Raw genomic sequence first — 15,762 nt, forward strand, 5'->3', positions numbered from 1 at the left:
AAAATGCTAAAACATGCAAAAAATCTTGCCTTGTTAGATCTTTATTATTCATAATAAAGTTGCATTTTACGTAATAAATATGTGGGAGTATTGTGTTAAAGACATTGAATTCTGTAAATTATTTTAAACAAGCAGTTAATCGATCTAAGTTAATAAGAGAGCAAAAAAAAGATACACTACCATCTAGTAGTCAACAAGTAACGATTGATTTAGATTTGCCAGAAGGTTTTACAATAGGGGAAGCAATTGGAGGAGGAGATTGTTTCTTTCACGCAGTTGCACAGGGACTTGAACAGCTTAAACCTCATAAGGGCTTTACTGTAAAATCTTTAAGACTTATTTGTAGGCTGTTTGCAGAGAGTCAACTTGATATTGACTCGTCGTGGCTTAAAAAAGCTTTAAAAAATGAATATAGAAGTATTTCTTATTATATTTCACGAATTGAGTTTACCGCAAATGATATTGAGAAAGGATCTAAAGTAATAGATAGATTAAAATTAAATGTACCTATATGGGGTCTACCAGAGATTGAGGGAAGAATAATTTGTATAGTATATAAGGTAAGGTTGCATTTTATTGAAGCAGCTATTAATTCTGATGGAGAAAATGTAATAATGCATCACATTATTGATAGGGAAGGTTACCAAAAGGATATATTAAATAGCGAGATTCTTAGTAAGAAAGTTTACTATACAAAAGACACTATACATATAGTAAATCAAGGAGATCTTCATTTTCAACCAATCTTAAGAGGGACAGTACAGCAAACGTCACTTTATTATTATAAAACCATGGCTAGTGAAAAAAAATTGGACAGTGAGTCTGTTTATTTTCGACAAAATTTCGAAGCAGAAATGAAAGATGTCACAGACAATCAAATGGACTGTGAAGATTATAAAGAATCTAGCCCTGGTGTAGAGGTGTTGCCTGATGAGTCAATAATGGAAGCAACAGTTGATTATGAAGACAGATTATCTGATGAAGAACTTCAGCATGAACGAAGTCAAGATAGTCCTAGAGTAACAAGAGCTTCATCTATAAGCAGCAGTAGTACATGGTATAGTGCATTGGTTGATTGTAGGTTAACGGTAGAGGATATAGGTCTTACAGATGATGAAATAGTGAAAAGAGCAACTTTTTTTGTTAAGACTTTTGTTAAAGAATTCGAAAAAAAACTATTTCAATACTCTGAAGAAGTAAAACCAGGTTCAAAAATAAAAAAAACAGGTAAAATATTAGGTCTGGCTGATTCAACTATAAAGAGTGCTATTACACCAGGTATGCGAATAATTCCTGATAAAGCAATTGAAATGATAGGTTGTCTTTCTGCAAAAGAGCATAAGAAAGGAGCAAAAAGTGTTTCTTCAACAGTTATGCCTTTAGGAGATAGCACAAGAGAGATTTTAGTAGATGCTAGTTTGGAAATTTTTCAAAAATTTGAGGGGCAGTTTACTGGGATTATGGATGTTAGTAGCCTTTCTTGGGAGAGAGGGATTGAGAAATTAGCAATAGATGCTGTATCTAGAGTAATAAATTATATTTCAGATAATAAAGAAGAACTTTCCGTTGATCTTATAACAAAAGGTGTTGTTTTAGGTGAATCAAAAGCGAGAACATTTGCTAAGCAAGTTTTAAAAAAACCAGCGAAACTTTTTAAGTCAGAAGCATTTCAGTCTGGATATAAAGTGAAAGATAAGCAAAGTGGTAAAATTTGGATAACCCCAGAATTATATACAGGAGTAGGAATAAAAAAAGTAAATTATGATACTACTGAATATTATCAGTTGAGGAAACATGATAATGCTGAAAAATATGGATATAGACTTCCTTTTACATGGGAATTAGAAAAGTGGTGGGAGGTAGACAAAAAGTATAGGCTTGTTAACTTACCTAAAGAAGAAGAGTATGTGCATATTTTAAATGAGAAAAAAAAGAAAGAATTGGCTGATAATATATTAAAAGAGATTAATGGAAACGATCCAACGAAAAGAAAAGATATAGAAGAACTGTATGAAAAGATCAAGAATTTCCAAACAAAAAAAGAGGAAAGTGTACGTCCGTTTTTCTTTAATTTGGACCATTTACCACAATTCTTTGTAGAAAGAGGAAATATGTTAAAGATGTTAAACGAGAAGTTAGACATTGAAAAACAAGAAGAAATACCACGAATGGTCTTAATTCATGGAGGCTATGGAGTAGGAAAAAGTGAACTAGCTAAAAGTTATGCACATAATATAAAGAGTAAAGGTAACGTTATATGGATAAATGCCAAATCATGTAGCACTCTTTCAAATTCATTTTATAGTTTAGCTAAAAAATTAGGAATTCCTACAGAAGGTTATCAAGGTATACAAAAAATAAATTCTGGTATGGAAGGTAGAGAGCAAGTAGATTACAATGATGTTCAAAAGAAAAGAATTGAATCTATTGTTGATAATGTATATGAGAAACTTCAAGATGTGGAAAGTTATTTTATTTTTGACAACGCCAATCAATATGAGGAGATTAAAAAATTTTTACCGCCTTATGGTTTCATTTTTGGTGGAAAACAGCCTTACATCTTAATTACTTCTCGCAATAAGGATTGGAAAGAAGAGATAGAAAAGATAAATTTGGATAAAGGATTTTCTTCAGCAGAAGCCTTGATGTTTATTGAAAAAACCTTAGGAATAGATGATAACTCACACTTACAGATTGACGAGATGGTAAACTTAGTAAAGGTGTTAAATTATTTTCCATTAGCTTTGAAAGAAGCAACAAAATACATTAAAGAAGAAAATATTAGTATTAGTCAATACCTAGAATGCTATAGTAAAGTAATGAAAGAATCAAATCTTGATCGTCTGAAGAAACAAGATATCTCTCCAGAATTATTTACGACTTTGCAAATCAACTTTGGTAAAATAAAAGAAGAAAAAGATGTTGGACAACAATCGCATGATATTTTAGCCTCTATGGCTTACTTGAGTCCTGATAAAATTGATACAGCAGAAATTTTTCTTCATAAGAAATCAGAAAACGATCAGCAAAAGGTTTTGGATGCACTTAATCTACTTGATAAGTTCTCAGTGATTGAGTTAGAGGAATCAATAGCAAGAGTTCATATGGGAGTACAAAAAACAATAAGATTAGAGAAAGAACAAGCAGGAACAGAAGAAGAAATTTTAAGAGAGATTATGACATCATTTTGCCTTACAAATGCAAATCACGCTATATCTGTTTGGAGTCATGCAAGTAAATATTACAGGTTAGTTAATGAATTTATTGATTCTCTTTATGATGGAAGTACTATCTTACATTTACTAGCCAAAGATGGTAATGAGAAAGTTATTAAACGTATATTAAAGAAAGTAGATTCAAATAAATTAAGTAAAATTGTTAATGCTGTTGATAAAATGAAATTTACTCCTTTAGACTGTGCTGCCATGCATGGTCACTTAAAGATAGTTAAATGCTTTATAGAGAAAGGAAGTGATTTGGATGGAGGTAATCGCGACCTTAGCCCTTTACACTGGGCTACTCTATCTGGTCAATTAGAAGTAGTTAAGCATTTTATTGACAATAAATATTGGGAGGTTGATAAGTTGAGTGGAGAGGGTGGTGCTCCTTTACACTATGCTGTTATCAGTGGTAATATAGATATTGTTAAATATCTTGTAGAAAAAGGGGCCAATGTAAATCTACAGGATGAAAGTGCAGGGCCTTTACATTTTGCTATTGAGGAGAATCGGTTAGATATTGTTAAATACCTTGTAGAGGAAGGGGGAGCTGATATAAATCTACATGATAAAAATGATATGAGTCCTTTGCACTATGCTGTTATCAGTGGTAATATAGATATTGTTAAATGTCTTGTAGAAAAAGGTGCCAATGTAAGTTCATGTGATAGAAATGGTATAACTCCTTTGTACTTTGCTACTCAAAATGGTCGTTTAGATATTGTTATCCACCTTGTAGAAAAAGGTGCCAATGTAAATCTACAGAATAAAGATTATATAAGTCCTTTTTGCCATGCTGCTGAAAGTGTTAGATTAAATATTGCTAAATACCTTATAAAGAAAAAGGTGATGAGTATGAATGTAAATCTACATGATAAAAATAATATGAGGTTTGAATGTTATGTTACCGTGTGTGATCACTTAGATAATATTAAGTACCTTATAACGCAAAGAACTAGGGTAGATCCATGGAACAAAGGTAGTGTGAGTCTTTTGCACTTTGCTGCTATACGTGGTTATTCAAATGTTATTAACTATCTTGTAGAAGAGGGAGCTAATGTAAATGAAAAGGACAAAGATGGTATGAGTCCTTTGCACTATGCTGTCATATATGGTCACTCAGGTATTGTTGAATACATTGTAGGAAAGGGGGCTAATGTAAATGAACAGGATAAAAAAGATGTGAGTCCTTTGCACTATGCTGTCATATATGGTCACTCAGGTATTGTTGAATACATTGTAGAAAAAGGGGCTGATATAAATATACAGGACGAAGGTGGTATGAGTCCTTTATTTTATGCTCTTACCATTGTCATTGGCCGCCCAGATATTGCTTGCCACCTTATTGAATATTGTTCTTTAGTGCAAGAAGAAGTTAATGTGAAACTTAAACTCAAGAATTTTTTGCATGAAAGAAAACAGAGGAGATCTGCGCATTTAAACGAGCCTAAAAAAAGAAAATTAGAAAATATAAGTGCAACATTTGAAGAAAATGCATCAAATATACAATTGCTTCAAGGTAGTCAGAATCCACCATCTGACATGTCAATGCAATTTGAAGGTCTTGCTGATAGAACGGAAAGCATTGTTAATATAAATAGTGAGATGCCCGCATATTCATTTAATAGTGTTGCTGTAGAATCTGTGAATAACAAGAACTTAAAAGGAAGCTAATTTTACAGTAAGCTATTTAATTTCATTAGGGGAATTTAAAAAAAAACAGAGAAATAAAGTAATAAATTGATATAAAGAAAAGTTCGTATGTATCGCTTGGTAAACCAATCCATCCCAAAGAAAAGTCTTCTCACGGGTAGCAGTATTGGTTGCTGGAAATGGTTGTAGTGATATGTGAAATTGTTTTAGTTTTTGTTAAATTAGTATTTAGAAATAGAAAAAGTACATTGTAGTAAAAGAATAGACGTGTTTTTACAAGCACTGGCTTTAGTTTTAAAAAAATATTAAAACATGAAAAAAGTTCTTGTTCTGCTAGATTTCTTTAGCTATAGTCGAGTTTAACATAATAAATACATGGGGTATTGAGTCAGATGCATTGTATTATGTACATCATTCAGAAAGCAATCCTGGCTTTTTTAAGAATATATCTAGTTTAGTAAGAAATCAAAAGAAAAGCACACTGTTACTCAGCAATCAAAGTTACTTGAAATTAACTTAAGGTTTCTACAGCAAATTGTTTTGGTACAGCTGTATAAGAATCAAATGTTGAAACCAATCTTTAGAAAAGAGGTTTACGACAAAATCATCAAAATATGAATATTAAAATATAGGGGGCTTTATGTTAGGTAAAGAAAATACAAAGGAACAAGTAATAGATAATCAATCTAGGTTAATAAGAATGCAAAAAGAAGACACACTACTATCTAGCAGTCAGCAAATATTAAAGCTGCCAGAAGGTTTTACAATAGGAAAAGCAATTGGAGGAGGAGATTGTTTCTTTGATGCAGTTGCACAGGGACTTAAGCAATTAAATCCTGGAACAAACTTTACTGTGAAATCTTTGAGAGAAGTTTGTAGGAAGCAAGCTTTAATTAGTCAAGAAATGAAAGAAAAGATTATAGCAGATGCTAGAAACCGTGAAGATTCTACAGTAATACTCCCAGAGCCTGGTATTAATGATGATGAATTATGGAAGACTTATTTGATTGGTATAGAATACAGTATTGAAGATATAGAAAAAATGCAGAGGGACAATAAAGACGTGTTTTTATTGTTAACTGATTTAAAGTATGGAAGTACGTTGCAGATTCCTATATGGGGTAGGCCTGAAATTGAGGGAAGTATGATTTGTAATGAATATAATATTAAGCTGCATGTTATTGAAGATCTTCATATATGTGGATGGTCAGGGTATCTTATTGATGAGTTAACATCCAAACCTGTAAGTACAGATTATAATGAAAAAAATACTATACATATAATAAATAAAGGAGGTTTCCATTTTGAGCCAATCTTGAGCGAGACACTATTAATAAGAGAGTTTACTAATATTATAGAGGATTCTAGTATTCTAGAAGATAGAAAGCTTGAAAAGCTGAAAAGTTTTTTTAAGGTATATCCGAGTCTAAACGTTAATTTTCGAGTGAATCAATGCAGTGATACACCGCTGCATATTGCTGTTTGCCTGGGAGAGTTAACAATTGTCAGATTTTTGCTAAAGATAGGAGCGCAAGTTGATGTTTTAGATGGAGAGGGAAAGACTCCTATAGATATTGCTAAAGATAATAACAGAAAAGATATCGCTAAGATACTGCAACCACTTATTTCATATGAAGAAGTTGATGTACCGGGAGATGGCAGCTGCTTATTTTGGTCTGTTGCTTTAGCTTACTTAGCTCCCGTAAAATTTGATGATTATGCCTTCCATGAAAGGTTTAAAGAATTATTTGCGAGCGACCATGATGTACATTCAATTCAAAGGCTAATGCAAAGTAATGCAAATATTTATGAAGATAGTGTAATGAAGCAATTAGTAACGAAGACATTTCGTTGTGAGGTTGCTGATGCAGTATGTTTCAGCCAAAGAAGATTTGAAAATAAGGTTGAAATTATGGATCTTTTTGAGAGTCACAGTGGAAGTTATTTTACAGGAGGTACCTTTAAAAAAGAGTTTGAACATGAATTCGGTGCTGAAAAAATTAAGCAGTATAATATTGATATTAGTAAACTCCAACCCAATTTTTTTGACGAAAATGCAGTAAAGGAAATTTGTACTGAACTTAATAAGATAAAAAAACGTAATCAAGTTCAAGAATTTGTATTTGACACATACTTAAAGTGCATGGAACTTACTGGAGTTTGGGGTGGAAAGCATGAAATAAATTCAATGTCTGATCTACTAAATACAGCGATAATAGTGTCTCAGAAAGATTCAAAAGATCTTATATACAATGAAGAGAAAAAATACTGTAATAAAATACACTTATCCTACAAAGGAGGTAATCATTATCAATTTTATCAAGTAGAGTATTCAAATTTGATGAAGTTTGTTCTGAGTTTCATTCAATCATTTGAAACGAGGATCATTATATATGATGTGCTTGCGAGTATGCTGAGAGAGGGGAACAGAATATTTTTTGATGGAATGAACACTAATAGATCTGTGCGGAGTATTTTTGGATGTTCAATACATACAGATGACTTGGCAATGTTTGGTATGAGGGCATCTTTGAGAACAGGTAATGTAATAAAAGCGACAAAAAATTTTATTAATCTATCAGACTTAATAGAAACATTTAATGAATATAAACTGGGCTTTAGAAAAATATTAGTAGATGCTGGATGCAATATTTTTCAAAGTTTTGAAATGCAGTTTGAGAAAATAGGCTTTGATCATGTTTCAAAGATAGCAGATGACATTGTAGATAAGATCATCGAATATTATATTCAGAAAGAATACAAGGGAGATTTGAGCAAGCTAGGGATAGCTGAAACCCTTGTTCTCAATACATATTTGCAAGAGGTGTCTGCGCAGTATGGAGAAATAAGTTATAACCTTAAAGATTTATATGAAAATATCGGAATTGCAGAAGGAAGTGAAGGCTCTTTTATATATTATAGAAAAAGAAGTGAAGATAAATCTAGTCAGTATGGTTATCGCCGTTCCCTTATGGGTGAAAAGTCGAAAAGAACATATGAGACAAGATATATTAGAGTAGAAACTACAAACGTAGAACTTGAAAATTATGTGTATACTTTAGATGCCTTAAATATACAAGAGTTTAAGGCTAAAGTGGAGCAGGTATTTTATATTGTCAATAAAGAAATCCAAATGCCAAGCAAAAAGGTAATTGAGGATCTTATAGTAAAAATTAAATCTCATATTGAACAAGAGGTAAGCGTTTTAAGCGAGTATATCTTACTTTTCTGTCAAGGATGCAAACAAAGTTTAGATATGAATATGAGATACTTAGTTGAAGGAGAAGGAATAAGGAAAGGCAAAAAGATAATAGAAAGGGCTGGAAAAAATAGTGATGTTATATATTCGATGGAAAACAATTTAAAAACAATTCCAAATTTATCTTATTATCTAAAAGTAAAAGAAGCATTTGTAAAGCATGCTGAAACAGTCGCTCAAGACTATAGCAACCTACTTGAATCAGAGCATGATAATGCAGCAAGATCTAGGAGTTTTCGGTCTAGTATAAAAAGATTATCAAATGTAAAAAAATTAGGATTTCTATTTGGTAAAATGAATTTTCAGGATGTATGTGATCCAGTAGAAGAATTCACTGGAAGGCAAGAACAAATAGATGAGATATATACAAAATTGCAGGGGGGAGCGGTAGTAATAGTAGGTCCATCTGGTATTGGTAAAACTCAATTAGCTAGAAAGTTTGTTGAAGAAAACAAAGGAGCTTATCTTCATGCCTATGAGGTGAGTACTCAAGATATATTATCCATAGAAAGTTCTTTTGCTTCCTTTACCCGAGATAGGTTAGCCATGTTTATGGAAGGAGGAGTAGGAAATAAAGAAAAGAAAAAATGCCTATTCCTTTTTCAGGGAGTTAAAAAAGAAGATCTAGAGAGGATTTTAAAGATCAGAGGTCAAAGAGGTGGTTTTGATTGCCTGTTTACTTCTTCTGATCAAGATTATCAAGATATAGCAGAAGTATCTTTAGATAGTCTTGAAGAAAAAGAAGCTGTACAACTTGTCAAAATAATTTTAGAGATGGCAGATAGATCGCAAGATGAACAAATAAAAGCGCTCATAAGAAAACTAAAATGTTTTCCATTGGCTATAAATCTAGCAGCAGCATGTATTAAAAACAAAGGATCAAGCTCTTTGAGCGAAGCATTTGGAATTTTTGAATATTTAATAGAATACGAAAGGTTTAATCAGAAATTTCCACGAAACACTGGACAAAATGAATACGATAGAATATTGCAAATAACATTACTAATCTCGATGGAAACAATAGAAAAGATGAGTTCTGGAGAGAAAATTCTAAAAATTTTAAGTATTATGGCTTATTTTGATCATAGTGCAATTGATCCCAGTTTATTTCTTACCTGGATTAGATATGAGGATGGACTATACTCCATTTTCGAATTGCTAGAGCAGTATTCCATAATTTATGTAGAAGGATCAGATAAATACAAGGTTTACATTATGCATGAATCGGTCAAAAAAGTAGTGCGTTCATGGCTTAGCATAGATGAGGAAAAACACATATTAAGTTGTGTCATAGAACTGGTATCTGAAGCTGAAGGAGGATTTTTAGATGTAGTTCATCTCTTATCCTTGTTTGATCATAGTCAAAAATATGACTATCTAATAGAAGAAAATAAGAATTTTCCTTGTTTAGTTTTGAGTAGCTTAAATGAGTTACATGAGTATAAAAAAGTTATCAATCTCACGTCACAATTATATCAATTACTTGCTGTAGATGATAGATATTCAAGATTAATTAAATATGAGTTTGCCTGCGCGCAAGCTGGTTTGGGACTATATGATAGAGCGTTAAAAATCTTTCTGGATTTAAAAAAACTCGAGAAGGTAAATGATACATTTCCTTCTCTTACTTTGGATAAAAAAATACTTTCTACTTATCTCAAACAAAAAAATTATAAAGAAGCATTGTCATACGTTAAATACAATAACTTTATAGTCAATAGTTTATATGGAGAAGACATCATGGAACTTATGGAAGAACATCTAGATATAGCAGTTATTATAGCTGAAGTATTTGTGATGCAAAAAAGATATACTGATGCATTTACAACTTTGTACTATGTAAGACGACTGAGAGATGAAATTTTCCTTAAACTAGGTGATTTTTACTCCGATGATGATCCTTATCTTTATCCTTCCGAGATATATGAACTTTATAATTTAGATACAAAATATATCTATGCCCTAGCATATTTCTTTATGGTTCAAGAAAGAAAAAAAGTAACTATAAATGAAGGAGAGTTATCACATAAAGAGGATTTACCTCGTGAATTGAGTATACAAGCTTTATTTAGGAATCTACAAGATGTTCTAATAAATCAAGAAGGTAGTCAGTACTTACAACCTGCTCCTTATTTTGTTGAAATAGAAGTAGAAAAAGTCATTCAGAGGGAATTAAGAGAAAAAACATTGCGATATTTTGAGGAAGTACTGAAGCTACAAAAAAATTATGGATTTTTAGATAATCATCCTAACGTACTATCTGTGAAGTTTTATATAGCTGTTTTACATAGCTGCTTAGGGGATAAGGAAAAAGCATTACAAGAACTCCAACAATTGCAAGAATTACAGGAGAAAGTGATAGGAGTAAATCATCCTGACACTTTAGGAACTGTAAATGCTATACAAGAATTATTTACTGAAGGTGAAGACAAGTTAACATATTTAAGAAATGAGATAGAAAAAAGAGAATCGCTCTTACAATTTGAAAAATCTGATTTGAATGCTAAGGGTGTCTCAATTTTAAAAGAGCTTTATGTAGAAAAAAATAGCGAAAGTTCTTCTTCAGTATCAAGTGAAGAATTACTGCTAGAAAACAAAAGTTTTCTAGACACAGAGAGTACAAAAACTAAAAGGAGAAAAATGGATAATCAGCAGCAAGTCTCAGAGTTGCAAGATTGTACTTTATCAGGCTCAGTGAAGGGTCAGTGTATATCACCTAAAAGAAGAAATTTGGAAAATATGAGAGTGACATCTCTAGGTGTTCAGAAGACTGTAAATCTATCACTAGACAGAGAAGGGTCACTCATTGAGCTGAAATATAAACTGAATCATTATGACGATCAAATACAAAGATTTATACAATGGGAAAATAGCAATTTGAAAAAGTCACAGCGGCCAATATCTTCACTTAACAGCATTACTATAGAACCTACGGATAATAAGAGCCTGAGAGGAGTTACTTCTGCTGGCCAAGTTGCTTAATTTTATCTGTGTGATTCATATAGGTCATAACAACTGATTTGTCAGATTAAGTCTGAATTTTAAATAGTTAAGTAACGTTGTGTTTTTGAATTGACTTTAATCTTTGATCATGCTTGTAATTTTGCATGACAAAAGGCTCCTTTGACGGAATGTAATTTTTTTGCACTTCACTTAAACAAGGAATTGTACTTTCTAGCTCTTTATATTTTTCCCATGGAGTTTTCCCTTGAAGAGAGCTATGAGGACGTTGTCTATTATAATGGTTTTCCCAATCTCTGAGTTTAATTTGTAGGTCAGGATCCTTGATGTTAACACTACTGTAAAATTCATCTAAATCTGTACGCTGAGCTCTTTCCACTTTACCGTTTAAATGCGGGGAAAATGGCTTGATAGGACGAAATTTGATTTTCCATTTTTTCAAATATTCTTGCACCCTATAAGCAAAAAATTCCTGTCCTCTATCGGTTTGAATTCTTTGACAATGAAATGGCATTTTTTCTCTTAGTTGTTCAAGAAAATCTAGAGTGTTTTCTGCAGTACGTCTTGGGTACAATGTAACAACTTTATAACGTGTACAATCATCTATAGCGGTATACTGATAAAGTCCAGAAGCTATTTTGCATACATCCATCTGTATACGTTCTCCTGGTACTTTACAGTTGTAACGCTTTATTTGTTTGCGGTAATGACGTTTAATACGTAAAAGACTTACATCATATTTTTTGAAAACTTTGTGTATAGTAGCCAATGAAAAAGAGAGATCATGTAAACGTTTCAATTCAGTTTGAATACGTCTTGCTCCTAATTTTCTAGTTTTTCTTAAGTGGAGAATAAGTTGATCACTAGATATATTGGTTTTTTGTAAAGGTGAGGTTTTAGGCCTGCTACTAAGATTTTCTAATCCTTTTTCACCAAACTCCTTGTAACGTTTACACCATTTGCGTAAGGTAAAGCGTGAAATATTATAGTGCTGACATACTCTTCCTGCATGACCTAATTTTTTATATAGGTTTACCCAATTCAGGCGTAGCTTAACTTTAGAGTCCATTTACTTGCGGCTTTTATTGTTGATATACTTCCCACCATAATTGTAATAAGGTATATAAACTATCACAAGTACAAATTTCTATTTGATCTTACATTTTTATTGTAATAACCTATATGAATCACACAGCTTAATTGATGAATAAATCGGTTGTGCGAGTAGGAGATTATTGTGCAGAAGCAACACTACATTTTTGCGTTAGTGGCAGTAACAATGTTTTTGTAAATGGTAAGCCAGTTTGCCGGAAAGGAGATAATTTTACAGAAGGTAGAGTATTAACTGAAGGATCAAAAACAGTGTTTGCAAATGGGTTTGGAGTGGGAAGAGTTGGTGATATGGTTTCTTGTGGTTCCAAGGTGATCAGTGGTAGCAGTAACATTTTTTCAGGATAAAATATGCTATACTTATCAAAAATAAAGTTATGAATATGGATATAACTACTAGCCTATTAGGAGACATTAGTAATTTAATAGATAGAGCAAAAAATCATCTTTCTGTTCAATTCAATTCTACTCTAGTATTGTTAAACTGGGAAATTGGCTCTAGAATTGATCAAGATATTCTAAAGCACAAACGTGCAGATTATGGGAAGCAAATCATCTCCCAACTTGCAAAAGAACTTCAGATTAAATATGGACGTGGGTTTGATAGAGCGTCATTATTTCGTATGGTGCAATTTTCTAAATTCTTTTCTGATCAAGAAATTGTCGCGACACTGTCACAACAATTGAGTTGGTCACATTTTGTAGAAATTATTGCAATTTCTGATGAGCTGAAGCGTAATTATTATATAGAAATGTGTCGTATTGAAAGGTGGAGTGTTAGGGCACTACGTAGTAAAATCGATACTATGTTGTATGAACGTACAGCGCTAGCAAAAAAACCTGAAGAGTTTATAAGAAGGAGTATAAAAAATTTACGTGAAGAAAATATGTTAGCACCAGAATTCATTTTTCATGACCCATACTTCCTTAGCTTCATGGAATTGCCATCAAGTTATAGTGAGACTGATCTAGAAAATACAATCTTGGATGAATTGACAAAATTTTTACAAGAGTTTGGAAATGATTTTTGTTTTGTAACACGTCAAAAAAGGATGAGTACTAAAACAACTGACAGGTATTTGGACCTGCTATTTTTTCACAGAGGATTAAAACGCCTTATAGCAATAGAACTAAAAATAGGTCGCTTTGAACCAGCTTATAAAGGACAGATGGAATGGTATTTAAATTGGTTAGATAAAAATGAACGAAAAGCAGGTGAAGAAAAACCGTTAGGGATTATTTTATGTGCTGATAAGGATCAAGAGGATATAGAATATCTTGAACTCGAAGGCTCTAATATTCATGTTGCACAGTATTTAACACAGCTTCCTTCTAAAGAAATTCTTGAAAAGAAGTTGAGAAAGGCTATTTCTATAGCACGTGAAAAACATGCAAGTATTAAGTCAAATCCATGAAAAATATATGAAAGGAATGGATGCTAAAACAGGGAAAGAATTAGAGGGAATAGAGCACTTAAAGCAATCGATAATTGATATACTGACCACTCCTATTAACAGTAGAATAATGAGGAGAGATTATGGGTCAAGATTATTTGAATTGGTGGATAAGCCAATAAATAGAGATTTAACACTTGAGATATATGCAGCAACTGCAGAAGCTTTGGAAAAATGGGAGAGAAGGTTTAAATTAGAGAAAGTGAAGATAACAGAAGTAAAAGAAGGGAGAGTAACATTGAATTTAGAAGGTGTCTATCTTTCAGAAGGTAAGTTCATAAATATTAATGGAGTAGTTGTTTAAAAATGCAGCAGCCAAATATTATCGAACCACTGAACTTTGAGGAAATATTTTTCAGAATGAAAGAAGAGTTAGTGAGTCGGGATGCAAGCTTTACAGGATTGGTGGAAAGTGATCCAGCGATAAAGATTCTGGAGGTAGCAGCATGGCGAGAACTTTTGCTCAGACAAAGGATGAACGAAGCAGTAAAGAGTAATTTACTGAAATTTGCAAAGGGAGAAGATCTTGATAATTTGGCTGAATTTTATGGAGTAGAGAGAGAAAAAGAAGAAGAGGATGAAAGATTTAGAAAGAGGGTAAAAGCAAAAATAGCAGGTTGGTCAACAGGAGGAAGTAAGGAATATTATAAATATCATGCACTGTCAGCAGATAGTAGAGTAAAAGATGCACTAGTAGAATCACCTATACCAGGAAAAGTACAAATTTCAATCTTATCAACACAAACTGGCATATTGTCAGAAGAGCTACTAGAAATTGTAAAAAAGCAGGTTACTAGAGATGATATAAGGGTTTTAACAGATACAGTAACAGTAGTTGGTTGCAATATTACGGAAATAGATATTCACAGCAGAATGAGCATAAGTCCTGTGATATCAAAGGAGGAAATCAAGAAGCAGTTCATCAAGAAGTTTGAAGCAAGCAAAAGATTGGGATGGAATGTTACAAAATCTTGGATAATAGCGAATTTGTTTGTGGAAGGAGTAGAAAACGTAGAATTAATCGAGCCAAGAGAGGATGTTGTGGTGCTAGGTAATGAGTGTGCAGTTCTTAGTCATGTTAAATTAGAGGAAATATAGGATTTGAAACGTATTCTTTTACTAGCAAGCACTTTTAAGAAGTTCATAATATTTTTGAATATATTACATTAGCAGTAAATCAATTGACACGATATTACCTCAGATTATATTGTATGTGTGGAGGATACAAAACTTAAATAGGTAACATTAGGGGGTATTTTAATGGCACAGGAACAACAATCAAATGCAAACTTTTGCGGGGCTGTAGGCAGAGCACTACTTTTGCCATTACATGCAATAGTTTATGTGTTTAATCCATGTAATTGGTGTAATTCATCAGATAAGGTTAAAAGAGATGCAAGAGTTGCATTAAAAGAAGTGGTGGATGGCCATCCAAGGGTTTGTTTACACGCAGAAATGTTAAGAAGCAGTGCAGAGTTGGGCATGAAGATCTTGAAAGTTGGATCTGGATTTGTTGCGTTTTCAATACCCAGGTGCTTTTCAAGTAAACTGAAGCAGAAAGAAATTGACGATCTGCAAAGAGAACATCCCAACATCAAGCTTAGTAAGGAAGACAGAACAGCTATTATTGAGATTGATATTGTGGAAATTCAAAGAGGGTTGCATGGCAGAAAAGCTATTATTAACCAAATTGCAAGCAGGATATGTTCAGACCTAAAAGCATTGACACGAGCTGGCATTGAAAAAGTATCATATGGTGATATGAAGCTCATTTACAGTATTGCAAAAGCGTTGCATGATAGCCATAACTATACTAGAAGCGAGGAGAAAGAGATATTCACAAAATCTGATGGTGATATGATAATTTGCATTGCCAACAAAGGTATTGTATCTCTCGGTGGTAGAAATCATAGAATAGAAGATAATAAAAAAAACAGAGTATCTCTCAATGAGCCTGGAAGTAGTATGTCTAATGTAACGGCAAGCAGTTTTTACGTTAAGCAAATTTAGTAACAGATACACTTTTAATGAGGAAATTTCCGTACCAAGGTCAGAACTATCTCTTGTTTACTTATGTATCATATAAGCAAAAGAGTTAGAGCAAGAA

At 32.6% G+C, this 15,762-nt stretch carries 8 protein-coding genes; 7 read left to right on the forward strand and 1 reads right to left on the reverse strand.

Features of this window, described 5'->3' with window-relative positions:
- Nucleotides 1-92: 92 nt before the first annotated feature.
- Entirely contained in the window at nt 93-4,892 is a 4,800-nt protein-coding gene (locus tag AAHF52_RS02400; protein WP_264336167.1) for an ankyrin repeat domain-containing protein, read from the forward strand.
- A 619-nt stretch (nt 4,893-5,511) separates the two neighbouring features.
- Entirely contained in the window at nt 5,512-11,112 is a 5,601-nt protein-coding gene (locus AAHF52_RS02405; RefSeq protein ID WP_214303354.1) for an ankyrin repeat domain-containing protein, read from the forward strand.
- 67 nt (nt 11,113-11,179) lie between these two features.
- On the opposite strand, the gene AAHF52_RS02410 is transcribed toward AAHF52_RS02405, so the two are convergent.
- Entirely contained in the window at nt 11,180-12,160 is a 981-nt protein-coding gene (locus AAHF52_RS02410) for an IS481 family transposase (protein ID WP_342068486.1), read from the reverse strand.
- A gap of 134 nt (nt 12,161-12,294) precedes the next feature.
- On the opposite strand from AAHF52_RS02410, the gene AAHF52_RS02415 reads away from it, so the two are divergent.
- The 5 genes from AAHF52_RS02415 (at nt 12,295) to AAHF52_RS02435 (ending at nt 15,665) form a co-directional block, all read left to right on the forward strand.
- Nucleotides 12,295-12,549 carry a PAAR domain-containing protein gene (locus tag AAHF52_RS02415; RefSeq protein WP_264376894.1) on the forward strand — a complete coding sequence of 85 codons (255 nt, stop codon included), beginning with the start codon at nt 12,295-12,297 and terminating at the stop codon, nt 12,547-12,549.
- Between the two features lie 35 nt (nt 12,550-12,584).
- On the forward strand, nt 12,585-13,616 hold the full coding sequence (locus tag AAHF52_RS02420; RefSeq protein WP_264376895.1) for a YhcG family protein: 1,032 nt from the start codon (nt 12,585-12,587) through the stop codon (nt 13,614-13,616).
- Between the two features lie 7 nt (nt 13,617-13,623).
- Entirely contained in the window at nt 13,624-13,959 is a 336-nt protein-coding gene (locus AAHF52_RS02425; protein ID WP_096097272.1) for a GPW/gp25 family protein, read from the forward strand.
- A gap of 2 nt (nt 13,960-13,961) precedes the next feature.
- Nucleotides 13,962-14,753 carry a baseplate J/gp47 family protein gene (locus AAHF52_RS02430; RefSeq protein WP_264376896.1) on the forward strand — a complete coding sequence of 264 codons (792 nt, stop codon included), beginning with the start codon at nt 13,962-13,964 and terminating at the stop codon, nt 14,751-14,753.
- Nucleotides 14,754-14,915: 162 nt separating this feature from the next.
- On the forward strand, nt 14,916-15,665 hold the full coding sequence (locus AAHF52_RS02435) for a hypothetical protein (protein ID WP_019236525.1): 750 nt from the start codon (nt 14,916-14,918) through the stop codon (nt 15,663-15,665).
- Nucleotides 15,666-15,762 lie beyond the last annotated feature (97 nt).

The organism is Wolbachia endosymbiont (group B) of Melanargia galathea (assembly GCF_964030625.1).
Classification (GTDB): Bacteria; Pseudomonadota; Alphaproteobacteria; order Rickettsiales; family Anaplasmataceae; genus Wolbachia.

Coding starts and splice junctions, on each gene's coding strand:
- AAHF52_RS02405 (WP_214303354.1), top strand. CDS start 5,512: ATGTTAGGTAAAGAAAATACAAAGGAACAAGTAATAGATAATCAATCT.
- AAHF52_RS02410 (WP_342068486.1), bottom strand. CDS start 12,160: ATGGACTCTAAAGTTAAGCTACGCCTGAATTGGGTAAACCTATATAAA.
- AAHF52_RS02415 (WP_264376894.1), top strand. CDS start 12,295: ATGAATAAATCGGTTGTGCGAGTAGGAGATTATTGTGCAGAAGCAACA.
- AAHF52_RS02420 (WP_264376895.1), top strand. CDS start 12,585: ATGGATATAACTACTAGCCTATTAGGAGACATTAGTAATTTAATAGAT.
- AAHF52_RS02425 (WP_096097272.1), top strand. CDS start 13,624: ATGAAAGGAATGGATGCTAAAACAGGGAAAGAATTAGAGGGAATAGAG.
- AAHF52_RS02430 (WP_264376896.1), top strand. CDS start 13,962: ATGCAGCAGCCAAATATTATCGAACCACTGAACTTTGAGGAAATATTT.
- AAHF52_RS02435 (WP_019236525.1), top strand. CDS start 14,916: ATGGCACAGGAACAACAATCAAATGCAAACTTTTGCGGGGCTGTAGGC.